Raw genomic sequence first — 26,997 nt, 5'->3', positions numbered from 1 at the left:
GGAATCATCATGAAAACCATAATATTGGCAATACTCTCATTGCTTATCCTGCCGTTGCATACTAAAGCACAGGCTACGGACATGATAGTGGATAGATACTCCACCGAAAACGGACTGCCATCCACTGCCGTCTATGGATCTCTCAGAGACCGCGACGGACTGCTATGGCTCGGCACATGGTACGGACTGATGTCGTATGACGGAACGAAATTCACGCAATATGCCACCCGACGCGACACCAAATCGGACATCCCGCCACGCAAAGTCATCACAATCGTGGAGGACAACAGAAACAACCTCTGGATAAGGACCACAGACAACCGACTCTTCCGATTCGACAAGACCACCGAACGCTTCAATGACATGTATTCGGAACTGAAAGGCGTGTCGAAGAACATGAGGGTGATAAAGGTACAGGCGATGGACAACGGCAACACGCTGCTATACACACGCGACAAGTGCCTGTATGAGGTCTTCACAGACAAGGAAAACAACCCCGCTATCAAGCCCATATACAACTCACGCCACGACATCGACAGGACGACGATGAGACTCAAGCACAACGTGGTGGGCGAGACGGCTGACTACATATTCTGGCTGGGACCTAACTTCGAGGTAGCCACAATATCAAAACCCAAATCTCTCAAAGGCAAAAGGATGATCTCCCGACCGGGCAGAGGCGTGAAAGCCACATGTTTCGGCATCGGGAACGGCTTGGTGATGATTGGCACGGCGAATGGCTATGCCATATCCATCAGCATGAAGACGGGACAGACACGCATCATACACACCACCTCTACATCGCCCATAAACACCATCACTACGATAGGAACCCAAACGTATCTCTCTACTGCCGACGGCATTTATGACGTGAACGGGAAACTGGTTTCCGCCATAAAGACAAAGGCAGAAACGGCTTTCGCCGACAAGGAAGGGAAGCTCTGGATATATGGTCTCGCCGACGGACTGACCATGTTTGACCCAAAGACAAAGGCAACCGAACATTTTGCCACACCGATGGAAACAACGCTGGATGCCGTGAAATTCTGCGATGCCGGCGACAACGGACTCTTCGTACTGCTGCGCAACGGAAAGGTGTGGCGCTATGACAGGACAACGAAACGGATGGGCAGCATAGACAATATGCTGACATCAACATTCACCCGACAGCTCACTCCTACGTTCTTGAATGAACAAGAGAGTCCGTCATTCTCTGATATCAATATCGACAGAGACGGACTGCTATGGCTCTCGTCTACAAACAGCGGACTGTTCAAGGTGCGCTTTCCACACCGACATATCTCCTATCTGCTTTCCTCGCTTCTCGCCGGCGACACCAACCCGAATGACAACAACTACGGAATACGCGCCCTGTACCAGAGCCGCGACGGACTACTGTGGATTGGCACAAGGCGGGGAAACGTTTACTGCGTGGATCTGATGACCAACAGCGTGGTGAGGAAATACAATGGCACGATGGGCATCGTATACAACATCATGGAAGACCGCAGCGGCAACATCTGGCTGGCATCCAAAGGTGGCGGACTGACGAAGGCCACTCCCGACAAAAGCTGTCAGCAGGGCATGAGACTGACCACATACAGACACAATGCCAACGACCGCTATTCGCTGAGCAACGACAAAGTGTATTACACCTTCCAGGACTCAAAGGGCAGAATTTGGGTATGCACATACGGCGGAGGTCTGAACCTCATAGCAAACAGAAACGGAAAGACAGTGTTCATAAACAAGAACAATGAACTGAAACAATATCCTCACAATGACCTGTATCTGAACGTGAGGCAGATAGCCGAAGACAACGACCACACGCTATGGGTGGCAACCACCGACGGACTGCTCTCGTTCGGTGCCGGTTTCAAGGCACCGAAAGACATCACGATAAACGACTACAGACGGGGCGACAACCCAACCGTAGTGGACAACGACATATTCTCCATATTCAAAGACAGCAACGGAAGCATCTGGCTCAGCATCTTCGGATGCAGCACAAACAGGATAATGGGCTACGACAAACGAAGCGGAAAGCTGCATCTTGAGAGCATGCGTGAAAACAACATGGTGGGCAACATAGTGTCTACTATGACCGAAGACCACCATCACCGCCTGTGGCTGACGACTGAAAACGGACTGACAAACATCAGCTTCTCTGATAGCGACCACTCGGTGAGGACATACGGATTCCTCGACGGAGTGATGCGCAACAAAGTGGAAGACAACAGCAGCATCTGTCTCTCCGACGGCAGGATTCTCATGGGCTGCAGGGAGGGAATAATAGTGTTCAGTCCTGACGAACTGGATAAGGATTCAAGACATGATTACAAGACCATCATCGTGGACTTCAAGGTGCAGAACCGCAGCCTCGACAGCTTCTCCCCCGCCATCAGCGAGATGTCGCCACGATATGCCAAGGAGATAGTGCTCAACCACGACCAGAACATGTTCTCCATAGAGTTTACCACTCCGAACTTCATAGACAACAGCCGCACGACATTCAAATACATCCTCGACGGATATGAAAACGAATGGCACCTGAACGACAACAGCCGTCTGGCGTCATACGCCAACGTGCCGCCTGGCAAATACACATTCAGAGTGAAGTCTGTCTACGACGACTCACCAGAATGCACTATCCTCATCACAGTGCTGCCACCATGGTGGGCCACGTGGTGGGCATACGCCATCTATTTCATCCTTCTGTGTCTTGCCATATTTGCCGGCATCAGACTCTCGCTATATATGATAAGGATGCGCAACGAGGTGTATATCAACGACAGACTGGCGGAACTGAAAATCAGATTCTTCACCAACGTGAGCCACGAACTGCGCACACCGCTCACTCTCATTAAATCGCCAATCGAGGAACTGAAACGCCACGAAACGCTAAGCAGCGAGGGTAAGGAATATCTGCAACTAATCGACCGCAACACTTCAAAGATGCTGCATCTCGTGAACCAGATTCTCGACCTCCGCAAACTGCAGAACAAGAAGATGCGTCTGCAGCTCTCTCATGCCGACATCAATGCCATCGCAGAGGCGTTCTGCACGGAGTACCGTCTCGCAGCCAAAGACCGCAACATCACGCTATCTTTCAATCTGCCCGAAAAGCCCGTCATGGCTTGGTGTGACGCCGAGAAGATTGCCGTAATAGTGAACAACCTGCTGAGCAACGCATTCAAATATACCGACCATGGCGGCAACATCGCCTTGACTCTGACTGCCGACTATGATGCCGACATCTGCCGCATCACAGTGAGCGACGACGGTGTAGGAATTCCGGAAAAGCAATTGGAAAAGATATTCGAGAGATTCTCTATGGCAGACAACGCCCAATCTTCTGACTCACACCAGCATGGAACGGGAATAGGACTCAGTCTGTCGCGCGAATTCACCGCTCTGCATCATGGCAGGATATGGGCGGAGAATCTTGCCGACGGCAAGGGAGTGGCGTTCACTCTCGAAATACCGATGAGCAAGGAGAAGTTCAAAGACGACGACCACGACATCCTGCTTGGCGACAATATCAATCCGCAGGATCTGACCTACGCCGGCGACACGGAAGGAATCAGCAGTGATGCCGCAGATAAGGCTGCCGCCAACGACGATACCCATTCTGAAGACCAGTACCGCCCTACCCTTGTGCTCGCCGAAGACAACAGTGATCTCAGACGGATGCTGCAGCTACAGCTGAGCCACTCCTATCATGTGGTGACGGCTACAGACGGTGCCGACGCTCTGGAAAAGATTCTTGACGTGCATCCCGACCTCATCATCACAGACCTCATGATGCCACGTATGGATGGTGTGGAACTGCTGAAGAGAGTACGGCGTGACTTCAGCGTGAGCCATGTTCCGGTGATAGTGCTGACAGCAAAGAACGGCGATGACGACATGATGAAAGCAATCGCCACTGGTGCCAACGCCTTCATCACAAAACCTTTCAGCCACGAGATGCTTGCCACACGCATCCAGCAGCTGTTGCGCGAACAGAGCATATTCCAGCGCAAGATGGTGCTGCAGGCAAAGAACAGTGCAGAACCTGCCGCAAAGGGCAACGGATACGAGGACCATCTGGCAAAGAAAGACCTGCAGTTCGTTGACCGCATCCGCACTATCATAGAGGAGAACTTACGGAACAATGACTTCAACATCGACACGATAGCCGAGGGTGTGGGACTGAGCCGTTCGGCATTCTTCAAGAAGCTGAAGAGCCTGACGGGGCTCGCCCCCGTAGACCTCGTAAGGGAAATCCGTCTCGACAAGGCGGAGAAACTCGTCGTCACCACCGACAAGAGCGCTTCTGAGATAGCCTATGAAGTGGGCTTCAAGGAATCAAGCTATTTCGGCAAATGCTTCAAGAAGAAATTCGGCATGACACCATTGGAATATCGCAACAAACAAACAAGTAAAGATAACAATGTTAACATGTAGATATATTGTGTGCTTTACGGTTAAAAGATTTTAAATAAACGTGTACATATACACATATTTAAAATATAAGCAATACTTTTGAAGCGTATTTCATACAATCATAAGAAGTAGGACTGAAAAAATTAAACATCTATTAAACTTTAAAAACTAACGAAACATGAAAAAAATTTTTACTCTTGTATCAGTTGCGCTCTGCGCAATGAGTTTAAACGCACAGGAAGTGTGGAAGGCTGCAGACTATAATCTTGAGAACGTCGTACAGGGCGAAGCCACATCAAACATCTACGGTGGAGGCACTGCCGATGCCCCAGACACGAGCAAGCCGTCAACACTCAAGACTTTCATTATAACAGCTGAGACCGAAAACATGACCATGACAGCCGTTTCTACACCAAACGGCGTGAAAGAAGGCGACAAAGAACCCGTAGCATGGGAGCTTAAAGGCAAAGTGGACGGCAACGATGCACTTATTGTTGACGGATGCAACCCAAAGTTTGCACAGTATCTGATGGGCAAGGGAAACCCGGAGATAAGCCACTGGGAGTTTGACGAGGAAACAGATAACGGTACGGCACACCGCGTGTACGGCACATACTGGGAACCGGGCATGGATATGCCGCAGAAGGGTCTCTACTACAGATTCTTTGCAAAGAAATCAGGAACTCTCAAGGTTGCCATCTACGGCAACAAGAACCAAAACCCTACATACATTGTTGATGCCGACACGAAACAGCCACTTGCTCCTTCAACAATCGACGTTTCCATCTTCTACCAGAACACTGGCTTTGCCTTCAAGGGTAGCGTTGACACAGGCGACGCTGAATATCTGAACACTGGCAAGATGGCCGACGACTACGTTCTGCAGCACACCAACGGCATCACACAAAACCGTCCGGTTCTCGGATACGTTTCATTCCCTGTAGAGGCTGGCAAATCTTACCACATGTTCAACACAAAGAGCCAGATAGGTATCTACGGTTTCGAGTTTACAGTCGGAACAACAGGTATCAGCGACATCACTGTCAACAAGGCTAATGCCAATGCTCCTATCTACAACCTTGCAGGTCAGCGCGTAAACAACAATGCCAAGGGCATCCTTATCCAGAACGGAAAGAAGTTTGTTAAATAATTCAGCAATAACAATAATCTAATCCCTCTCATACCCAAACACTATGAGAGGGATTTTCATGTATAGGCAAATGGTTACACATCATTGTTGCCAACGTCATAAAATAAGCTAAAAGGATAATTAAAACAAACATAACAATTATGATTAGCAAAAAACTATTGTTGGCTGCGCTGACCCTCATGGTCGGCTCAGAGGCGATACACGCACAGTACCCCGTAATCACACAAGAGGCAAAAGCGAAAATCGACTCATTGACAGCTGTTTGGACTGCCCATTCTGATTCTGCATGGGCTGTTGCATGGCCTATCGTCAAGGCTGAAGCTATGAAAGGACGCCATTATGTGCCTTGGGCTTCTCGTCCATACGACCTGCGCCAGGCAAAGATTCCGGCATTCCCGGGAGCCGAGGGTGGCGGTATGTACACATTCGGAGGACGTGGCGGAAAGGTTCTCACAGTAACAAACCTCAACGATGACGGTCCTGGCTCGTTCCGTTGGGCTTGTGAACAGGGTGGTGCACGTATCGTTGTCTTCAATGTATCAGGAAACATCGTGCTCAAGACTCCTATCATCGTACGTGCCCCTTATATCACCATAGCCGGACAGACCGCTCCAGGAGAGGGTGTACAGATTTCCGGAGAGTCATTCCAGGTCAACACCCATGACGTAATCGTCAGACACATGCGCTTCCGCCGCGGCAACACACACGTATGGTACCGTGAAGACTCTTTCGGAGGCAATCCTGTCGGTAACATTATGATTGACCACTGCTCTTGCGAGTGGGGACTGGACGAGAACATCTCGTTCTATCGCCACATGTTTGACCTCCATGACGGCAAGCCAAAGCGCAAGGTACCAACAGTAAACGTAACAATCCAGAACACCATATCAGCCAAGGCTCTCGACACATGGAACCATGCCTTCGGATCAACAATTGGTGGAGAGAACTCATCGTTCATGCGCAACCTCTGGGCTGACAACACTGGCCGCAACCCGTCTATCGGATGGGGAGGCGTGTTCAACTTCGTGAACAACATCATCTACAACTGGGTTCACCGTACTGCTGATGGTGGTGAATACTCTACAATGAGTAATTTCATCAACAACTACTACAAACCAGGACCTCTCACTCCAGAAGGCCCTATCAGCTATCGTATCGTAAAGAGCGAGAGCCGTAGCAACAAACTCTTCGATTATCCGCAATACGGACGAATATATGCTGCAGGCAACATCGTTGAAGGCAACGAACGCGTAACAAAGGACAACTGGGACGGCGGCATACAGATTGCCGACAAGGATCTTCCTAACGGTATTCCTGATGACGTAAAAGCACTGATGCACTCTGACGAACCGTTCACCATGCCTCACATGACCATCATTCCTTCTGATCAGACTTTCGATAAGGTTCTGTCAAACGTAGGAGCTACTTTCCCTTGCCGCGACATCGTTGACCAGCGCATCGTTGAGGAGGTTCGCACAGGACAGGCTTATTACGTAAAGAAACTTCCAAAGAAGAATCCATACGGAGATATGTGGGGACTCTCCGACAAATCAAAGAACGAAGAAGGCTTCTTCAAATACCGTCGTCTTGACAATGATTCTTACAAGCACGGAATCATTACCAGCATCGAGCAGATGGGAGGATTCCCTAAATACAAGAAGTACACTGCATGGAAAGATTCCGACGGTGATGGAATGCCAGACGAATGGGAGATTGCAAATGGTCTGAACCCCAACGACCCGTCTGACGCCAACCTCGACTGCAACGGCGACGGCTACACCAACATCGAGAAATACATCAATGGCATCGACACCAAGAAAAAAGTGGACTGGACCGACCTCCGCAACAACCACGACACTCTCGAAGGCAAGACAAGTCTGATGTAAAGAAAGAGTATACGAAAAGGTAACAAAACACACAAATGAATACAAATCCGCAAATCAAGCTCATTGGTCTGCGGATTTTTTATTTCAAATAGGCCATCAGACCGTTGGGGGGTATCCTTTACGATACAGAAATCACGCCAAGACAAAATCTATTGTATACGAAAACCATTCACTAAATTTGCGAAATCAGAAAAGCAGCTGCTGTATTCTGAAAACAATACAATACCATCAAATCCCATTAAATCCTCAACCTATAGCACATATTCGCTATAGGTTGAGGATTTACAACTTTTAAACAACCTTGTTTTAAACAACCTTGTTTAAAACTATTTTTTTTCATATCTTTGCATGCGTAACATCAATCCTATCCAGTTATGGCAAAGAACTTTGAAACTCCATTTGTTTTCGGTGTTCGTGTAGAAGGCGATACTTTTACTGACAGAAAAGAAGAGACAGAACGACTGAAGGCTAACTTTAACTATGGCATCAACACCATATTGATTTCTCCACGCCGTATGGGAAAGACGTCGCTTGTCGACAAGGTATGCTCGCTCGTTAAAAGTGATGACATAAAGATTGCACATATTGACGCTTTCGGTTGTCGCTCTGAGATAGACTTCATCAATGCCTTTGCAACGGCAGTGGTACGTGCAACATCAACTAAATGGGAGGAATGGATGGAAAACACGAAAGTATTTTTAAGCAGGTTTGTCCCTAAGATAAGTTTCGGACAAGACCCTTTGACTGACTTTTCCATCTCTTTGCAATACAATGCAAGCAACAGTACAACAGAAGACGTGTTGAAGCTACCAGAATTGATAGCACAAGCCAAAGGCTATAGGATTATAGTGTGCATAGATGAATTCCAGCAGATTGGCGATTTCAACGACTCGTTGATATTTCAGAAGAAACTACGGGGAATATGGCAACTACAGAAACACGTTTCATATTGTCTCTACGGAAGCAAGAAACACATGATGGAAAAAATGTTCCAAGACCAGAGCTATCCGTTTTATCGCTTTGGAGACCTGTTTTATCTGAACAAGATAAGCGAAGAGGATTGGGTAGCATACATATGTGAGCGTTTCAAAATAACAGGAAAACATATATCTGAAGGACTTGCACACACCATTTGCACCGTGACAGACAGGTATTCTTCTTATGTACAACAACTGGCATGGCTTGTTTGGCTGAAAACCAAGACAGAAGTGACGGAATCTGATGTACAATACGGTATCAACCGTCTGCTCGATGCTTGTGAACCACTGTTCATCCAGCAGACAGAAGATCTTTCTGCCTATCAGATGAATTTTCTTCACGCCTTGGTAAATGGCGTACACACGGGATTCACACAGTCAGCGGTCTTGAACACTTACCGCTTGGGCACGGCCGCCAATGTGACAAGACTCAAAAAAACTCTCGTTGAGAAAGACCTTATCTCGCTCACTGCTCCTAAATATATGGAAATGTGTGATCCGATACTTGCCTTATGGCTGAAAAAGAGGGTTTGGAAAGAGTGACGACACGTTACATACCGACCTCACGGACGTCAATCCTATATAATCATGCATTTTTATATAATTATATACAAGACGTTATGAAACACATCATACTCGCTGCCGCACTGGCCCTTGCCACTGCAGCCCAGGCACAGCAACACGACTGGGAGAACCAGTATGTGCTGCAAAAGAACCGTATGCCGGCACGTGCCGCCTTCATGCCGTATCTCAACGGGAATGGCGACATGCAGATGTCGCTCGACGGGGAATGGAAATTCAACTGGACCAAGACACCCGACGAACAGTCGGCTGACTTCTACAGTCTCTCGTTCGACGACACCGGATGGACTACTTTCGGAGTGCCTGGCGACTGGGAGATGAACGGCTACGGCACTCCCATATACAGCAGCTCCGGATACACTTTCAAGATTGACCCGCCCCACGTTATGCGGGAACCGAAGAAGACCTACACCGCCTATACGGAACGCAACCCCACGGCTTGCTACCGCCGCACATTCTCCCTGCCTGCATCATGGAAGGGGAAAGAGGTGTTCGTAAGGTTCGGCGCCGTGTCGAGTGCCTTCTATCTGTATGTCAACGGACAGCAGGTGGGCTACTCTCAGGGCAGCATGGAACCGGCAGAATTCTGCCTCACGCCATATCTGAAAGAGGGCGACAACATGATGGCGATAAAGGTGATGAAATATTCAGACGGCAGCTATCTCGAAGACCAGGACATGTGGCGCATCGCCGGAATACACCGTAGCATAACCCTCTTTGCCACGCCGAAGATACGCATAGCCGACTTTGGAGTGCGCACGCTTATTGATGATGATTATAGGGATGCGGAACTCGTAATCGACCCGAAACTCAGCGTCTGCGGCGACGAGAAGGGAAAGGGCTACCGCATCTCGGCAATGCTCTACGATGCCGACGGGAAAGCGGTGACCGACACTGCCCTGTGGCATGCCGCCGAACCGATGCTGAATCTTGACAAGAAGGGAAAGATTCTCAACCAGCGCAACCCGCAGCGTGGCTACGCTCCATACGGATGGCTGAAGACCACTATAAAGAACCCACACAAATGGGACGCCGAGCATCCCTATCTATACACGCTGAAACTCGCCCTCACCGACTCTGCCGGAAATACGGTGGAGAGGGCCGAGACGAAGGTGGGATTCCGCAAGGTGGAGATAAAAGACGGTATGATGCTCGTGAACGGAAAGCAGGTGAGGCTGCGCGGAGTGAACCGCCATGAGATGGACCCTGAAACGGGACACGTAATGACGGAGGAACGCATGGTGGAGGACATCAGACTGATGAAGCAATGCAACATCAACGCCGTGCGCACCTGCCATTATCCCAACACCGAACGGTGGTATGAGCTTTGCGACGAATACGGCATGTATGTGATGGACGAAACCGACATAGAGGAACACGGACTTCGGGGCACTCTCGCCTCTGACCCCACATGGGCAGCGGCATTCATCGACCGCACGCAGCGGATGGTGATGAGAGACAGAAATCATCCGTCGGTGGTGTTCTGGTCGCTTGGCAACGAGTCGGGATGGGGTCCCAACTTTGCCATGACAGCGGCATGGATTCATGAATACGACCCCACACGCCCCGTACACTACGAGGGAGCACAGGGCGCAGACAACAAGGACCCGGAGTATGTCGACGTGATTAGCCGCTTCTATCCTCGCGTGCAGGAAGAATATCTCAACCCTGGAGTGAAGGACAACAATATGGAGCGTCCTGAGAACGCACGATGGGAACGTCTGCTGAGCATCGCCCGGAAGACCAACGACAACCGTCCGGTGCTCACCAGCGAATATGCCCACGCCATGGGAAATGCCCTCGGAAACTTCAAGGAGTATTGGGACGAGATATACAGTCACAAGCGGATGCTCGGCGGCTTCATCTGGGAATGGGCAGACGAAGGGATATTCAAGAAACGCGACGACGGAAAGACGATGGTGGCATACGGCGGTGACTTCGGCGATGTGCCCAATCTGAAGGCTTTCTGCGTGAAGGGCATAGTATCGTCTGACCGCAAGCTTACTCCCAAATATAATGAGGTGAAACAGGTGTATGCGCCGATGGATGTCCAGCTCACGGGCAACAGGCTGCATGTCGTGATGCTCGACAATATGGTGGAGATGGACAATTACCGTATCGCATTCAACATCACGGAGAACGGAAAAGTGATAAAGAAAGGTGAGATAAAGGATCTGACAGTACCTTCCGTCAAGTTCGACCATGCTGCCGATGTGCGGCTCAATGTCAGCATCCAACTGAAAAGCGACACCAAGTGGGCAAAGGCAGGCTTCGAAGTGAAACACGAGCAGTTTGCCATCAACGACCGCCTCGCCACAGCCTTCAGTCCCATGTCGCTGAAAACCGGCAGAGAGGCTGACATGAAAGAGGCAATGGAGTGGTTTGATATGGTGAAGCCCCACTTCTTCCGCGCTCCTCTCGACAACGACAAGGGATTCGGCAACTGGATAGCCAAAGACTGGAAGAACAACAGGCTTGACTCTCCTGAGACTGCCACTGTGAAGCCTCTCGACGCCAAACGCAATGCCGACGGAACGGTTACTGTGACCACAACACAGGAATGCCGCTATGCCAATGGCAAGATAACCACAGACTATGTATACACCATGGATGCTGACGGATCTGTGGATTTCAGCGCCACGTATACTCCTGAGGGACAGTTGCCGCCACTGCCATGCATCGGCAACACGTTCTTGATGGACAAGGATATGACCCGCTTGTCATGGTATGGACAGGGATTGCAGGACAGCTATGTGGACCGCCTCGAAGCTACGGGCATCGGCAGATGGACAAGCAGCGTGGACCAGGAATACGTACACTATCCGCGGCCACAGTCGAGCGGCAACCATGAGCAGACCGTCACGCTATCTCTCACCGATGCCAAGGGCAGAGGCTACACCGTGACGACAGCCAACGCCACTCCGTTTGCCTTCTCTGCCCTGCCCTATTCGGAGCATCAGCTGTCTACCGTAGCCCACGACTGCGACCTGCATACTGAAAACTACGTCTTTCTCAATATCGACGCGGCAATGATGGGACTGGGAAACAGCAGCTGCGGACCTGGCGTGCTTACCAAATACTCCATTCCTCAGAAGCAGCATTCACTGCATGTGATGTTCAAGAGAAAATGATTTCCGCCAGTCTCTGACAATAACTTGACAGAGTTATCAGCAGTCAAAGGAAGCTTCTTATAAAATATCACACAAAACGGCAAGCTGTTATAAAATACAACACAAAACGGTCTAATGACCGATTTGGGTAACCCGTATCAGGCATTAGGAAAAGAAACAGTTCGTACATCTTACGAACAATCTCACAAAGAAACATGCCTAAAATTTTCCCCCACGGCGTGGGGAATGAAACCCCACATTGGGGGGTTCTGTTCCCCACGCCGTGGGGGAAATTCCAGGCATATATTCTTGTCGCTACAATTATTGGGGTGATCCATCTGAAATAGCCCGCTATTACTCATTAAAAGCCAAACAAAATCCACTCTTCTAAAAAACAAAATCCATGCAAGCCCTAATGACCGATTTGGGTTTAAAGAGGGATTGCTTCTGGAAAGATAAAGTCCGAAGTCCTTCATCCATTGGGCTTCGGACAGGACCTCTATATTTTGAGGGTTATCTGACAATAATAATATTTTACCAATTTCTTGTTTTAAATCAAGAAAAAGCATTATATTTGCAACCAATATTATAAAAACCTTATTGAATATGGATGAAAAACTTTTGCTACTTGGCGATGAGGCTATAGCCTTGGGTGCCATTCATGCGGGACTTTCGGGTGTCTACGCATATCCCGGAACTCCATCCACAGAAATCACAGAGTATATTCAGGGCAACCAGTTGGCTGCCGAAAGAAAAATCCACTGCCGTTGGTCGGCAAACGAGAAGACAGCCATGGAGGCAGCTCTCGGTATGTCGTATATGGGCAAGAGGGCCATGGTCTGCATGAAGCACGTGGGAATGAACGTGTGTGCCGACGCCTTCGTTAACTCGGCAATGACAGGAACAAACGGCGGACTCGTGGTAGTGGCTGCCGACGACCCTTCTATGCACTCTTCACAGAACGAGCAGGACTCAAGATTCTATGGCAAGTTCGCCATGGTGCCTGTGTTTGAGCCATCATCACAGCAGGAGGTTTACGGCATGATGAAGGATGCCTTCGAACTGTCGGAGAAGCACATGGTGCCGGTGGTGATGAGAATGGTGACCCGTATGGCACACTCTCGCGCCGTAGTGGCTACTGGTGAAATCAAGGACCAGAACCCAATGACATACCCGTCAAATCCTAAGGACTGGGTATTGCTGCCGGCTGTGGCACGCAAGCGCAACGAGCGCCTTGTTGGCCTGCAGAAGGAATTCCTGGCTGAGGCTGAGAACTCCAAGTATAACAAGTTCATAGACGGCAAAGACACTTCGCTGGGAATCATCGCCTGCGGTATCGCTTACAACTACCTGATGGAGCACTTCAAGGACGGATGCCCTTACCCAGTGCTCAAGGTGTCGCAGTATCCTCTGCCTGTAAACAAGGTGAAGGAACTGGCAAAGAAGTGCGACTCACTGCTCATCCTCGAAGACGGACAGCCTGTTGTTGAGGAGATGCTGCGCGGTGTTCTGGATCAGGACATCACCATCAAGGGAAGACTCACTGGAGAGGTGCCACGCACAGGAGAGCTTACTCCAGACAATATCATCGCTGCCCTCGGACTGAAAGACGAGGAGGTGTACCCGGCTTGCGAGCTCGTGGTTCCACGTCCACCAGCACTCTGCCAGGGTTGTGGCCACCGCTTCATGTTCGAGGCTCTGAACAACGTGCTGAAGGAGTATGACAACAGCCGTGTGTTCGGTGACATCGGTTGCTACACACTGGGCTATCTGCCACCATACCAGGCTCTGCATTCAGTAGTCGACATGGGTGCTTCCATCACGATGGCAAAGGGTGCCGCTGACGCAGGGCAGTTCCCGTCAGTAGCCGTAATCGGCGACTCTACATTCACACACTCTGGAATGACAGGACTGCTCGACGCAGTGAACGAGAAGACAAACATCCTTGTGGTAATCTCTGACAACCTCACCACCGGTATGACCGGCGGACAGGACTCTGCCGGAACAGGCAGACTCGAGAGCATCTGCCGCGGTCTCGGCGTAGAGCCAGAACACGTGCGCGTCGTTATCCCATTGCCACAGCACATGGAAGAGATGCAGAACGTTATCCGCGAGGAGTTGAACTACAACGGAGTGAGCGTGGTAATCCCACGCAGAGAGTGCATTCAGACGGCTCGCCGCCACAACAAGAAAAAGTAAAAACAAAGGAGGAACAGCATTATGAATACAGACATAATTCTTTCGGGAGTGGGAGGTCAAGGAATCCTCTCTATCGCAACCATCATAGGCGCTGCCGCTATCAAGGAGAAGCTATATATCAAGCAGGCTGAGGTTCACGGAATGAGCCAGCGAGGCGGCGACGTGCAGTCAAACCTGCGCATCAGCTCTGATCCTATATCATCAGACCTCATTCCTCTGGGCAAGGCGGATCTCATCATCTCGCTCGAGCCGATGGAGGCTATGCGCTATCTGCCATATCTGAAGAAGGACGGATGGATCATCACCAACACCGCCCCATTCATCAACATCCCTAACTATCCTGAACTGCAGGAGCTGCTCGACAGAATCAAGGCTATAGACCATCATGTATCGCTCGACGTTGACACCATCGCCAAGGAGGTGGCATCACCACGCGCTGCAAACATCGTGTTGCTCGGTGCTGCATCTCCATTCCTCGGCATCGAGGTGGAGAAGATAGAGGAAGGTATCCGCAACGTGTTCGGCCGCAAGGGCGAAGCTATCGTAGAGATGAACCTGAAGGCTTTCAGAGCCGGACTGGAAGTGGCTGACAAGCATATCAACAAATAAGAGAAGGACAGTTTTATGGAAATTCCTTTCAGTAAAGAAACGGTAAACGAGGTATTGCAGAAGATGCACATCCCGCATGTCGGCAATGCTACCATTCGCCAGACCGTGGCTCTCTCAGAGGAACTGGAGAAAATAACAGGTCAGAAATTCGTGCATCTGGAGATGGGTTCGCCGGGTCTGCCGGCAAGCCAAATCGGCATCGAGGCCCAGAAGAAGGCCCTCGACAGCGGAGTGGCACAGAAATACCCTAACATCTCAGGTATAGCACCATTGAAGAAACAGGCTTCGAGATTCGTCAAGGCATTCCTCAACGTGGACATCAACCCTGAGGGCTGCATCCCTACAGTGGGTTCAATGATGGGTACGTTCGCCTCGTTCATCGTGACAAACCATCTCGACGAGAAGAAGGACACTATCCTCTTCATCAACCCTGGCTTCTCAGTGCAGCCACTGCAGGCCAACGTGTTGGGCTACAAGAAGGATATGTTCGACGTGTATGACTTCCGTGGCGAAAAGCTGAAGGAGGAATTGGAGCGTCATCTCGCAAAAGGCAACATCGCAGCGATACTCTATTCCAACCCCAACAACCCTACATGGGTTTGCTTCACGGAGGAGGAACTGCAGTATATCGGTGAGCTGGCAACGAAATACGACACCGTGGTAATCGAAGACCTTGCCTATCTGGGCATGGACTCCCGCAAATACATCGGCAAACCGTTTGAGGCTCCGTATCAGTCTACCGTGGCACACTATACCGACAACTACATGCTCATGCTTTCGGCATCAAAGATATTCAGCTATGCCGGCGAGCGCGTGGCAACGGTAGCCATCAGCGACAAGCTCTTCAACCGTGTGTATCCGCATCTGGAGAAGACTCTCGGCATGGACACACTGGGACGCGCTTTCATATTCACTGTGCTCTACACACTGTCGTCGGGCGTTTGCCATTCGGCACAGTGCGCACTGGCAGCGATGTATGAGGCGGCATGCGACGGAAAGCTCGACTTCGTGACCGAAAACAGGGAGTATGCCCGCAGGGCTGCTCTGCTGAAGGAGGTGTTCCTGAAGAACGGCTTCCACATCGTGTATGACAAGGACCTCGACCAAGACGTGAGCGACGGTTTCTTCTTCACCATCGGAAGAAAGGGCTTCTCCGGCGATGACCTGCTCGCCGAACTCATCCACTACGGAATATCGGCAATCTCGCTGCGCACTACAGGCAGTGAACAGCAGGGACTGCGCGTCTGCACATCGATGCTGCGCGACGAACATTTCCCAATGCTCGACGAGAGACTGAGAATATTCAACGAGAAATATCCTTTGGACAAGTAGACAAGTTAACGAGAAGACGAGTTGACGAGGAGATATTAAGGTGGAATGATGCAAGATCTGCCTTAACCAATTGAAAATGTGAAAGCTCCTTGTCAACTCGTCATACCGACGAAAGACTTTTCCTTCGTCAACCGACAAGAGTATTCTTTATAATCTCGTCAATACGTCAACTTGCCAACTCTAAAACCCAAAACATATTTATGAAACCAAACTATGTATCAGCCGCCGAGGCTGCAAAACTGATTAAGTCGTACGACCGTGTATATATCCAGGGTAGCACTTCTATTCCTGAGGTGCTCCTCGATGCCATCACAGCACGCGCCAGCGAGTTGAAGGGCGTGGAGATGTACTCTGCCTTTGCCGTTGGCAGACGCGACGCACCATACGCCACCACAGAGCTGCGCGACATATTCATACCGCGAAGCCTCTTCATTGCCAACAGCGTGCGCAAGGCTGTAGACCGCGGCGAAGCTCAGATCATACCTTGCTTCCTCGGCGAAGTGCCGGCGCTCTTCCGCGAGGGTTATCTGCCTCTCGACGTGACACTGCTCAACGTGTCGCTCCCTAACGAGGACGGATACTGCAGCTATGGTATCTCTGCCGACCTTGCAGTGAGTGCTGTGGAATGTTCCAAGATTGTCATCGCACAGGTGAACAAGCAGATGCCGTTCTCTTATGGCGATCCGCTTATCCACATCAACGACATCGCTGCCTGCGTAGAGGTTGACGATCCGCTTGTAGAGGTGCCTACAGCAGTGCCTAACGAAAAGGAGGAGAAGATAGGACGCTTCATCGCCGAGCAGATTCCTGACGGAGCGACATTGCAGATTGGAGTTGGCGGTATTCCTAACGCCGTGCTCAACGCTCTGAAAGACCACAAGAACCTGGGTCTGCACACCGAGGCTATGACCGACGGTGTGTTGCCTCTGATAAAGAGCGGCATCATCAACAACTCACAGAAGGTTGTAATGCCTGGCAAGAGCGTGGCATCGCTCGCTCTGGGCTCAAGAGCCCTGTATGACTTCATGGACTACAACGAGGACATGGTATTCAAAGATGTGGCATGGACCAACGATCCATTCCGTATCCGTCAGAACCCTAAGGTGATGTCTATCAATTCTGCCATTGAGGTGGACCTGACTGGTCAGGTGTGTGCCGACTCCATCGGTACGCGTCTCTTCTCCGGCGTGGGCGGTCAGCATGACTTCATGTATGGCGGTGCGTTGTCGGAAGGCGGCAAGACGTTCATCGCCATGACCGCATCATCCGGCAAGGGAATATCAAAAATCAAGCCTGTGCTCACAGAGGGTGCCGGAGTGGTGACTACTCGTTTCCAGACACAGTTCGTGGTGACGGAATACGGTGGAGCTTATCTCAAGGGCAAAGACCTCGCACAGCGTGCCCACGCTCTGATAGCCATTGCCGATCCTGCCGTGCGCGAGGATCTGGAGAGGGCTGCATGCGAGCGCTTCGGTTACAGATTCTTGAGAGAGAAATGATAATCCGAGCGGATATTCTATCTGCTGACGGCTGATGCCGACAGCAGATATGACAAAAACAGGAACGGTATGCTTATCTTTCACAAAAATGTGGTAGATTTGCATACCGTTTTCATTTTTACTTTTAAACAGAAATAATACAGACAAAGAATGCATATCGCAGTGATAGGCGCAGGTGCAGCAGGCTGCTTTGCGGCAATAGGCATCAAGCGCAGACTACCTGAGGCTGACGTTACGATATACGAGGGCGGCAAACGTCAGCTCGCCAAGGTATCGGTGACGGGTGGCGGACGGTGTAATCTCACAAACTCGTTCAACCAGGTGAAGAGCCTCGCCCATATTTATCCGAGAGGCGAACGACTGATGAAGCGACTGCTCAAGGGCTTCAGCCATACCGATGCATACGAGTGGTTTGAGAACGAAGGCGTGAGGCTGACCACACAGGAGGATGAATGCGTGTTTCCTGTTTCTCAGGACGCAATGGAGATTGTAAACACGCTGACGCAGATTATCAACCGTCTCGGCATCAGACTCCTCACCGGGCACCGCGTAGAACTGATTTCCCACGACAAGGAGAACGGGAAATACTCGCTGCGGTTCGGCGGAAACAGAAGTTCGGCAACAGCAGACTGCGTGGTGGTGGCAATAGGAGGCACACCGGCAGCCAGTCAGCTCAATATGTTCAGTCCGCTCGACATCATTACGGAGAATCCGGTGCCATCGCTCTTCAGCATGTGTCTGCCAGGTGACGGCATCACAAAACTGATGGGAACGGTGGTGGAAGAAGCCACTACAAGCATACCTGGCACTAAATTCAAAGCTGACGGTCCGTTACTCATCACACATTGGGGAATGAGCGGTCCGGCAATACTGAAGCTGTCGAGCCATGCTGCAAGATTCCTTCATGAACATGAATACAAAACGGATATCTGCATCAACTGGTGTGGCGGCAGGAAAGCGGAGGAAGTGACGGAAGAACTTTCAGCCATCAGCGCATCCAACACGAAAAAGCAACTGGCAAGTGCATATCCCCCACATCTGAATGCCCGTCTGTGGCAGCATCTTATCGAGCGTTCACAGGTGAACCCACAACTCAGATGGGGCGAACTGCAGCGCAAGGGCCTCAACAAACTTGTAAACACCCTCACGGCAGACATCAGAAGGGTGGACGGCAAATGCAGATTCAAGGAAGAATTTGTGACTTGTGGCGGTGTGTCATTGAAGAACGTGAATCATTCCACTCTCGAAAGCAAAGACCACGACGGACTGTATTTTGCCGGCGAGGTGCTCGATGTGGATGCCGTGACTGGCGGTTTCAACCTGCAGGCGGCATGGACAATGGGACATACCGTGGCTGTGGCCATAGAAAAGAAATACAAGAACTGATATTCTTGCATACTACGACATTGCCCTGTAAATAGAGACATTACAGACTACTACATTGTCTACGAACAAAAGGTATGTAATAGTACATTTTCATATTTCATGCGTCATATATGAAAACAAATCGGCGAGAGGTTTATGAGGAGCACCAGCATCCTCGTCAACCGGTCAACTTGTTTACTTGTCAACTCGTCAACTAAAAGAAATATGAAACAAACGATTATATCAGCATTGGCTTTGCTGTCGGCATCCATCGGCGCGACGGCACAAAACGACGTCATGACACACAGACAATATCTGAGCGGTCATGGATGTGACGATATGGTGCAGTGGGACTTCTTCTGCACAGGTGGAAACAACTCCGGAAAATGGACGAAAATCGGTGTACCGTCATGTTGGGAACTGCAGGGATTCGGCAATTTCCAGTATGGCATGAAGTTCTACGGCAAGGCATTCCCCGACGGCATCGCCGACGAGAAAGGTATGTACAAATATGAGTTCAAGCTTCCAAAGGAATGGGCAAACCATCATATAGAACTGGTGTTTGAGGCTTCGATGACCGACACCCAGGTGATGATAAACAAGCGCAAGGCAGGCTCCAAGCACATGGGAGCTTTCTACCGCATCACATACGACGTGACAGACCGCGTGTTCTTCGGAGACAAGAAGAATCTGTTGGAAGTCACCGTGAGCAAAGAGAGCGAGAACGCCGGAGTGAATCTCTCTGAACGCCGCGCCGACTACTGGAATTTCGGAGGTATCTTCCGTCCTGTATTCATCGTGTGCAAACCGGCTCTCAATATCGAGCGCACAGCCATCAACGCCACTGCCGACGGTGAGTTCAACGCCTATGTGCTGCTAAACCATACTATTGAGGGAGCCAAGGTGAAGACTACCATCAGCGACATGAACGGCAAGAAGGTGGCAGAAAACACGACAGACGTGCGCCACGGCAGCGACCATGCTGACGTGGCTTTCAAAGTAAGCAACCCCAAGCTATGGACGGCAGAGACACCGAACCGCTATCAAGTGGCATTCTCTCTCATCGATGCCAACGGCAAGACGCTGCACGTGGAGAAGGACAAGTTCGGTTTCCGCACGATAGAGACAAGAGAAAGCGACGGTCTCTATATCAACGGCAAGAAGGTGAACATACGCGGTGTGAACAGACACAGTTTCAGACCGGAAACGGGACGCACTCTGTCTTACCAGAAGAATCTCGAAGACGTGGAACTCATCAAGAGCATGAACATGAACGCCGTGCGCCTATCCCACTACCCTGCCGATCCTGAATTCTACGACATCTGCGACAGTCTCGGTCTATACGTAATGGACGAACTGAGCGGATGGCATGGCCATCACGAGACAATCAACGGACAGAAACTAATCCGTGAGATGGTGACGCGCGACGTCAACCACCCGTCAATAATATGGTGGAGCAACGGAAACGAAAAGGGATGGAACACTGAACTCGACGGCGATTTCCATAAATGGGACATACAGAAGCGTCCGGTGCTTCATCCGCAGGGCAATTTCAGCGGCTACGAGACCATGCACTACCGCTCTTACGGCGAGAGCAACGAATATATGCGCAAACCGGAGATATGGATGCCTACAGAATTCCTGCACGCCCTCTACGATGGAGGAGCAGGAGCCGGACTCTACGACTACTGGGAGGTGATGCGCCAATGGCCACGCTGCGCAGGAGGTTTCATCTGGGCTCTCGTTGACGAAGGCGTGAAGCGAGTGGACATGGGTGGAATGATTGACAACGTAGGCAACTATGGAGCCGACGGCATCGTTGGTCCTCACCATGAGAAGGAAGGCAGCTACTACACGGTGAAACAGATATGGTGCCCTGTGCAGGTGAGCATGCCTGAACACTTCGACGGCAGACTGAACGTGGAAAACCGTTACAATTTCCTCTCGCTAAAAGGCGTGAAATTTGATTATAGCTACTTGAAATACAATGGTTCCAAGGCGAGCAGTCTGAAACAAGGCGTCGTGAACGGTGCCGACATCCCTGCCGACAGCAAGGGAACAATCTCCGTGCCTACCGTTCCGAACGGAGCTGAGGCACTGAGCGTGAAAGCTACAGACCAATACGGAAAGGACCTCTTCACATGGGTATTCAAACTGAAAGACTCTGACAAGCCATTCGCCAAGACAGCCACCACTGGCAACCGACCACAGATGAACGGCGGTGTGGTGAAGGCGGGCAATGTGACTTTCACCTTCAACGAGAAGGACGGTAGTCTGGCAAGCGTCACCACAAAGAAGGGTGACTACAAATTTGGCAATGGTCCGAAATTCTTTGCATACCGTCGTGCAGACCGCTCTATGGACCAGTTTTACAACCATGACGACCCACAGGCAGAGAAAAAGAAGACCACATACGAAGAATATGCCGAACAGGGCAAGTTTGACAATCTCACTGCCACCGAAGGGGCCAACGACACTCTGATCGTAACAGCTACATATAAGCTCGGTTCACTGCAGAAAGCTGAGTGGCACATAGCGCCAGACGGCGGAGCACGACTCGTCTACTCATATATCTTCAATGGGGTGGTAGATTTGATGGGAGTGAAGTTCGACCTGCCGGAAACAGAAGTGAAGCATAAGGAGTGGCTCGGATGCGGTCCTTACAGAGTGTGGAAAAACCGCATACACGGTCCGCAACTTGGCGTGTGGGCAAACGACTACAACGACCCCGTGCCTGGAGAGAGCTTCGACTATCCTGAGTTCAAGGGCTATTTCGCCGGAGTGCAGTGGATGAAGCTGCAGACCAAGACGGGTATGATAACAATCTGTCCAGGCACCGACAAAGACTACGTCGGCGTATACCAGCCACGCGACGGACGCGACCAACTGCTCTATACACTGCCGGAGACAGGAATAAGCATGATGCAGGTAATCCCTGCCGTACGCAACAAGGTGAACACCACCGACCTCAATGGTCCTTCTGCACAGCCCGTATGGGCTAACGGCAGCTACACAGGAGAGGTGACACTGCATTTTGACTAACATAGTATTTCTGACAGAAAAAGATGATTGACAGACAAGATGATTTGCAAGTGCATTCCGACAGGAAAAGCGACATTGCATATCAACTGACAAAACGAAAATGAGAAGAATAGCCACTCTATTGATATCTGCCGCTGCCGCCCCGTTGCTTGCAGCTCCGACAACAGTTCAGACAGATTACGTACCCACATGGTATGAACAATTCGCAAAGCCTACCGACAGTGCTTTGCCTTGGACATTCTGGTATTGGATGTATGGCAACGTCAGCGACGAGGGTATACGCCTCGACCTGCAGGCGATGAAAGAGGCAAGTATCAAGGGCTTCTATCTGATGCCCATAAAATCGGCTGCCGACGGCAAAGGACTCGGCGGCGACTCAGAACAGCTTTCACCGAAATGGTGGAAGCGTATGGACACCGTGTTCCACACTGCCGACAGCCTCAACCTGGAGATGGGAATACACATCTGTGATGGTTTCGCCCTTGCCGGCGGACCATGGATAAAGCCTGAGGAGTCGATGCAGAGGGTGGTATGGAGCGACACCATCATCAATGGTGGAGGCATAAGGAACCTTGTTATGCCTCGTCCGCAGAAGATCTGCAACGGCTACTACGAGGACATTGCCCTCCTTGCCTACCCTGCCACATACTGCGACGACAACAAACCTAAAGCATCGGTGGAATTTCCTTTCAAGTCATCGAAACCTTGCGACATAGTGATGGAATACGACAAGCCTTTCACACTGCGTAGCGTGGAGATTGTGACGGGTGGAAACAACTACCAGGCTCACCGATTCAAGGTGTATGCCTCTGACAACGGCACTGACTATAAGTTCGTCAGAGAGATATCTCCAGCCCGACAGGGATGGCAGAACACTGATGCACTCGCCACCTATGCCATACCGGCTACTACGGCACGCTACTTCAAGTTCTGCTGGACTCCGGAAGGCAGCAATCCCGGCAGCGAGGATATGGATGCCGCCAAATGGAAACCGAACCTGAAGATCGGTGGTTTGAACCTCGGTTCGGAACCTGTCATCGACGGTTACGAAGGGAAGTCGGGAGCAGTATGGAGGGTTTCAAAGTATTTCCCTGTAGACGACAAGGAATGTGTAGACCCATCGAAGGTCATTGACTTGACACCAAGACTCAGGCGCCCGTCAACCACTGACGCACCGCTGGCTTTCTCGCTGCCTAAAGGCAAATGGCACCTCGTACGCATAGGCCACACGTCAACAGGTCATACCAACGCCACTGGCGGAGGGGGCAGAGGACTGGAATGCGACAAGTTTTCGGCAGCCGCCGTTGACAAGCAGTTCGACAACTGGTTTGCCGCCATCTACCGCCATGCTCCCATCGACGTGGCAAGGAAAGTGCTTACCAGACTGCATGTAGACAGTTGGGAAGCCGGTTCACAGAACTGGAGCAGCAATTTCATGGATGAATTCAAAAAGCGTCGCGGCTATGACCTCAAGCCATGGCTGCTTCTCTATGCCGGTGTGCCGCTGAAGTCATCTGAAGAGTCTGAAAAGGTGTTGAGAGACATCCGCCTCACTATCGGTGATCTGGTCAACGACGTGTTCTTCTCTGAAGTAAGACGCCTTGCCGACGAATACGGTGTGAAGCTCTCCACAGAGTGCGTGGCTCCCACGATGGTAAGCGACGGACTGCGCCATTATCAGTTTGCCGATTATCCTATGGGCGAGTTCTGGCTCAACAGTCCCACACACGACAAACCCAACGACATGCTCGATGCCGTGAGCGGAGCGCATATCTACGGAAAGAACGTCATACAGGCAGAAGGGTTCACAGAGGTGAGAGGCACATGGGACGAACATCCGGCAATGCTCAAGAGACTCCTCGACCACAACTATTGCATTGGCATAAACAGCATCGTGTTCCATGTGAACACCCACAACCCCTATACCGACAAGAAGCCTGGAATGACACTCGACGGCATAGGCACCTTCTTCCAGCGCGACAATACATGGTGGAGAGAAATGCCGGCATTCAGCAGTTATATATCCAAGACGCAGGCTCTTCTGCAATACGGCCACCCCGTGAGCGACATCGCCATATATACCGGCGACGAGATGCCACGCCGCGCCATCCTGCCGGAACGACTCACAGAATCGTTGCCGGGACTCTTCAGTGAGACTACGCTGAAGGAAGAGGCTGCACGCAAGGCGAATATCGGACAGCCCCTTGAGGTGAGTCCGGTGGGAGTGACACACACCAGGAACATGACGAAAGCCGAACATTGGGTGAACACGCTGAACGGCTACCGCTACGACTCATTCAATCACGATGCCCTCGACGGCTGCCGCATTGAAAACGGCAAACTGGTGACAAGAGGCGGCACAGCATACAGTGTCATCGTAGTGCCACAGGCACGCCCCATGAACCCTGACCGCCACATAGACTGCTGGAACACCTTAGACTCAATAGCACGACTCGGTGTTCCCGTGATCAAAGATGTGTGGCGCGAGAGCGACCTCTCGTCGATAGGCATCAGCCGCGACGCATCGCTGCCAGAAGGGATAGACTTTACCCACCGCCATGCCGACGATGCTGACATCTATTTCTTGAGCAACCAGAGCGGCAAAGCGAAGAGCTTCATTCCGAAATTCCGCGACACACGACGCTATTGCTATATCATAGATGCCGAACACAACAGAACAATGAAGGTTGACGCCAACAGTGAGATAGCTCTCGCTGCCGACGACGCCCTCTTCTATGTGTTCACCGACAATGAGATTGACGCAGATTATCTCTATCAGCCCAAACACGTCGGCGAGATGATGCCGATAGACAACAACGGATGGAAGGTGACGTTCGAAACCACAGGAAAGGTGGTGGAGATGAAGGAACTGAAAGACTGGACATCGTTTACCGACGACAACAGCATCAGATACTATTCCGGTCATGCTGCCTATGAAACGACTTTCAAGCGAAAGCATTCTCCTGCCAAGGACGAGAGCGTAGTGATAGACCTCGGCACGGTGGCAGACATCGCTACGGTATACGTCAACGGCAAGCAGTGCGGCACAGCATGGCGTCCGCCATACACCGTAGACATAACGCAGGCTGTGAAGAAGGGCAAGAACTCGCTGAAAATAGTCGTGGTGAACACATGGGCAAATGCCCTACAAGGCAACGACGAGGGAAAGGCGCCTTTCACAGGAATATGGACCAACGGCAAATACCGCCGCGCAAGCAAGGACCTGTTGCCGTCGGGACTTACATCTCCGATAATGATCAGCAAGTAGACGAGTTGACAAGAACATTAGAAACAAACAAATACATGAAGAAGATATTAATATTAGGCGCCATCATCGCTGCCGCATCAACAGCGAGCGCTAAGGTTACACTGCCAAGGATATTCTCCAACGGTATGGTTATGCAACAACAGACGGAAGCCAACCTCTGGGGAACTGCCAAGGCAAACGCCACGGTGAAGATCACGGCATCGTGGAACAAAAAGACAATAACGACAAAGACGGACAATGACGGGAAATGGAAAGTCAGCATCACTACACCGTCTGCCGGCGGTCCCTACTCCATCACATTCAACGATGGCGAAAAGACTGTTGTCAACGACATACTCATGGGCGAACTGTGGATATGTTCCGGACAAAGCAATATGGAGATGCCGATGAAGGGATTCAAGAACCAGCCCGTGGAGAATGCCGTGGAGGACATACTCCATAGCAGCGACAAAGAGATGCGTCTCTTCACAGTGAAGCGTACGAGCAAATTCGAACCGCAAGAGGATGTTGTAGGGTCATGGCAGGAGGCATCGCCAATGGCAGTACGCGATTTCAGTGCCACGGCATATCATTTCGGACGCGAGCTCCGACGGATGCTCAACGTTCCCGTAGGCCTCATCGTCACCTCATGGGGCGGTTCCTCATGCGAGGCATGGATGAGAAGAGACTGGCTGAAGGCTTTTCCACAGATAGAACTGCCGGAATCACAGGAAACGATAAAATCAAAAAACCGCACCGCTACGGTGCTCTACAACGGTATGCTCCATCCTCTTGCTGGCATCGCCATGCGTGGTGTGATATGGTATCAGGGCGAAGAGAACGTGAGCCGCTCCAGCTACTATGCCGACCTCTTCTCCCGCATGATACAAGGATGGAGAGAAGAATGGCAGAGGGGTGACTTCCCGTTCTATTTCTGTCAGATAGCGCCTTACGACTATAGCCTCATCAACTGGCAGCAGTATAACAGTGCTTTCCTGCGCGAACAGCAGGCAAAGGCGGAACAGATGAACAAGAACGTGGGAATGGCGGTGCTTATGGATGCCGGACTGGAATATGGCATTCATCCTCGCAAGAAGCAGATTGCCGGAATGCGCCTCGCCCTGCTCGCCCTCGACAAGACTTACGGAATAAAGGGTATAACTTCTGAGAGCGCCTGCTATAAGAATGTAGAGTTCAAGGGCGACACTGCCGTGGTATCGTTCGACCGTGCCGGAATGTGGATATACGGCAAGAATGGTCTGAAGAGCGACCTCGTTGAGGTGGCTGGTGCTGACAGCGTGTTCCATCCTGCCAAGGCATGGATAGAACGCAGCAAGCTCTACGTGAAGAGCGACAAGGTGAAAAATCCCGTCAGTGTCCGCTATGCTTTCAAAGACTGGGCAGACGGCGACCTGTTCTGCGACGGACTGCCAATAAGTTCATTCAGAACGGATGACTGGAAGAAATAGGATGTTTTGAGTTGACGAGTAACAAGTTGACAAGTTAACAAGTAACGAGTTGACAAGTTGACTATAGAATAAAAAAAAGCCAGCAGTAGGAAATACAATCCA

At 50.8% G+C, this 26,997-nt stretch carries 13 protein-coding genes; all 13 read left to right on the top strand.

The window, feature by feature from the left end:
• The first annotated feature begins 9 nt into the window (after positions 1–9).
• Positions 10–4,449 carry a two-component regulator propeller domain-containing protein gene (locus ST42_RS05290; protein ID WP_052488244.1) on the top strand — a complete coding sequence of 1,480 codons (4,440 nt, stop codon included), beginning with the start codon at positions 10–12 and terminating at the stop codon, positions 4,447–4,449.
• A 157-nt stretch (positions 4,450–4,606) separates the two neighbouring features.
• Positions 4,607–5,578 carry a hypothetical protein gene (locus ST42_RS13135; RefSeq protein ID WP_156145797.1) on the top strand — a complete coding sequence of 324 codons (972 nt, stop codon included), beginning with the start codon at positions 4,607–4,609 and terminating at the stop codon, positions 5,576–5,578.
• Positions 5,579–5,718: 140 nt separating this feature from the next.
• Positions 5,719–7,464 carry a polysaccharide lyase gene (locus ST42_RS05280; RefSeq protein WP_044072682.1) on the top strand — a complete coding sequence of 582 codons (1,746 nt, stop codon included), beginning with the start codon at positions 5,719–5,721 and terminating at the stop codon, positions 7,462–7,464.
• Positions 7,465–7,838: 374 nt separating this feature from the next.
• Positions 7,839–8,984: an AAA family ATPase gene (locus ST42_RS05275; RefSeq protein WP_044072679.1), complete on the top strand. Its 1,146-nt coding sequence runs from the start codon at positions 7,839–7,841 to the stop codon at positions 8,982–8,984.
• A 77-nt stretch (positions 8,985–9,061) separates the two neighbouring features.
• Complete coding sequence (locus ST42_RS05270) at positions 9,062–12,154, top strand: glycoside hydrolase family 2 TIM barrel-domain containing protein (RefSeq protein WP_044072677.1); 3,093 nt, start codon at positions 9,062–9,064, stop codon at positions 12,152–12,154.
• Positions 12,155–12,739: 585 nt separating this feature from the next.
• The gene (locus tag ST42_RS05260; RefSeq protein ID WP_022317613.1) at positions 12,740–14,332 is read left to right on the top strand and encodes a thiamine pyrophosphate-dependent enzyme; all 1,593 of its coding nucleotides are present in this window, start codon (positions 12,740–12,742) and stop codon (positions 14,330–14,332) included.
• 21 nt (positions 14,333–14,353) lie between these two features.
• Positions 14,354–14,941, top strand: a complete 588-nt coding sequence (locus ST42_RS05255) for an indolepyruvate oxidoreductase subunit beta (RefSeq protein WP_044072673.1) — start codon at positions 14,354–14,356, stop codon at positions 14,939–14,941.
• Positions 14,942–14,956: 15 nt separating this feature from the next.
• Complete coding sequence (locus ST42_RS05250) at positions 14,957–16,273, top strand: aminotransferase class I/II-fold pyridoxal phosphate-dependent enzyme (RefSeq protein WP_042519358.1); 1,317 nt, start codon at positions 14,957–14,959, stop codon at positions 16,271–16,273.
• A gap of 200 nt (positions 16,274–16,473) precedes the next feature.
• Positions 16,474–17,772: an acetyl-CoA hydrolase/transferase family protein gene (locus ST42_RS05245; RefSeq protein ID WP_022317610.1), complete on the top strand. Its 1,299-nt coding sequence runs from the start codon at positions 16,474–16,476 to the stop codon at positions 17,770–17,772.
• A 150-nt stretch (positions 17,773–17,922) separates the two neighbouring features.
• Positions 17,923–19,158, top strand: coding sequence for an aminoacetone oxidase family FAD-binding enzyme (locus ST42_RS05240; protein WP_022317609.1), 1,236 nt, complete (start codon positions 17,923–17,925; stop codon positions 19,156–19,158).
• 204 nt (positions 19,159–19,362) lie between these two features.
• Positions 19,363–22,179 (top strand): glycoside hydrolase family 2 protein, encoded by a 2,817-nt coding sequence (locus ST42_RS05235; protein ID WP_044072672.1) that lies wholly within the window; start codon positions 19,363–19,365, stop codon positions 22,177–22,179.
• A gap of 100 nt (positions 22,180–22,279) precedes the next feature.
• Positions 22,280–25,447 (top strand): glycosyl hydrolase, encoded by a 3,168-nt coding sequence (locus tag ST42_RS05230; protein ID WP_052488243.1) that lies wholly within the window; start codon positions 22,280–22,282, stop codon positions 25,445–25,447.
• Between the two features lie 35 nt (positions 25,448–25,482).
• A complete protein-coding gene (locus ST42_RS05225; RefSeq protein ID WP_044065720.1) occupies positions 25,483–26,895 on the top strand; it encodes a sialate O-acetylesterase in 1,413 nt (470 codons plus the stop codon).
• The last annotated feature ends 102 nt before the right edge of the window (positions 26,896–26,997 follow it).

It is taken from the genome of Prevotella pectinovora, assembly GCF_000834015.1.
Lineage (GTDB): Bacteria > Bacteroidota > Bacteroidia > Bacteroidales > Bacteroidaceae > Prevotella > Prevotella pectinovora.
Note: the sequence above shows the minus strand (reverse complement) of the source record. Positions and strands in the feature narration are given on the sequence as shown.

Excerpts from the sequence above, each read along its gene's own strand:
- ST42_RS05250 (WP_042519358.1), top strand. The coding sequence starts at position 14,957 with ATGGAAATTCCTTTCAGTAAAGAAACGGTAAACGAGGTATTGCAGAAG.
- ST42_RS05245 (WP_022317610.1), top strand. The coding sequence starts at position 16,474 with ATGAAACCAAACTATGTATCAGCCGCCGAGGCTGCAAAACTGATTAAG.
- ST42_RS05275 (WP_044072679.1), top strand. The coding sequence starts at position 7,839 with ATGGCAAAGAACTTTGAAACTCCATTTGTTTTCGGTGTTCGTGTAGAA.
- ST42_RS05255 (WP_044072673.1), top strand. The coding sequence starts at position 14,354 with ATGAATACAGACATAATTCTTTCGGGAGTGGGAGGTCAAGGAATCCTC.
- ST42_RS05225 (WP_044065720.1), top strand. The coding sequence starts at position 25,483 with ATGAAGAAGATATTAATATTAGGCGCCATCATCGCTGCCGCATCAACA.
- ST42_RS05240 (WP_022317609.1), top strand. The coding sequence starts at position 17,923 with ATGCATATCGCAGTGATAGGCGCAGGTGCAGCAGGCTGCTTTGCGGCA.
- ST42_RS05280 (WP_044072682.1), top strand. The coding sequence starts at position 5,719 with ATGATTAGCAAAAAACTATTGTTGGCTGCGCTGACCCTCATGGTCGGC.
- ST42_RS05235 (WP_044072672.1), top strand. The coding sequence starts at position 19,363 with ATGAAACAAACGATTATATCAGCATTGGCTTTGCTGTCGGCATCCATC.
- ST42_RS05290 (WP_052488244.1), top strand. The coding sequence starts at position 10 with ATGAAAACCATAATATTGGCAATACTCTCATTGCTTATCCTGCCGTTG.
- ST42_RS05270 (WP_044072677.1), top strand. The coding sequence starts at position 9,062 with ATGAAACACATCATACTCGCTGCCGCACTGGCCCTTGCCACTGCAGCC.
- ST42_RS13135 (WP_156145797.1), top strand. The coding sequence starts at position 4,607 with ATGAAAAAAATTTTTACTCTTGTATCAGTTGCGCTCTGCGCAATGAGT.
- ST42_RS05260 (WP_022317613.1), top strand. The coding sequence starts at position 12,740 with ATGGATGAAAAACTTTTGCTACTTGGCGATGAGGCTATAGCCTTGGGT.
- ST42_RS05230 (WP_052488243.1), top strand. The coding sequence starts at position 22,280 with ATGAGAAGAATAGCCACTCTATTGATATCTGCCGCTGCCGCCCCGTTG.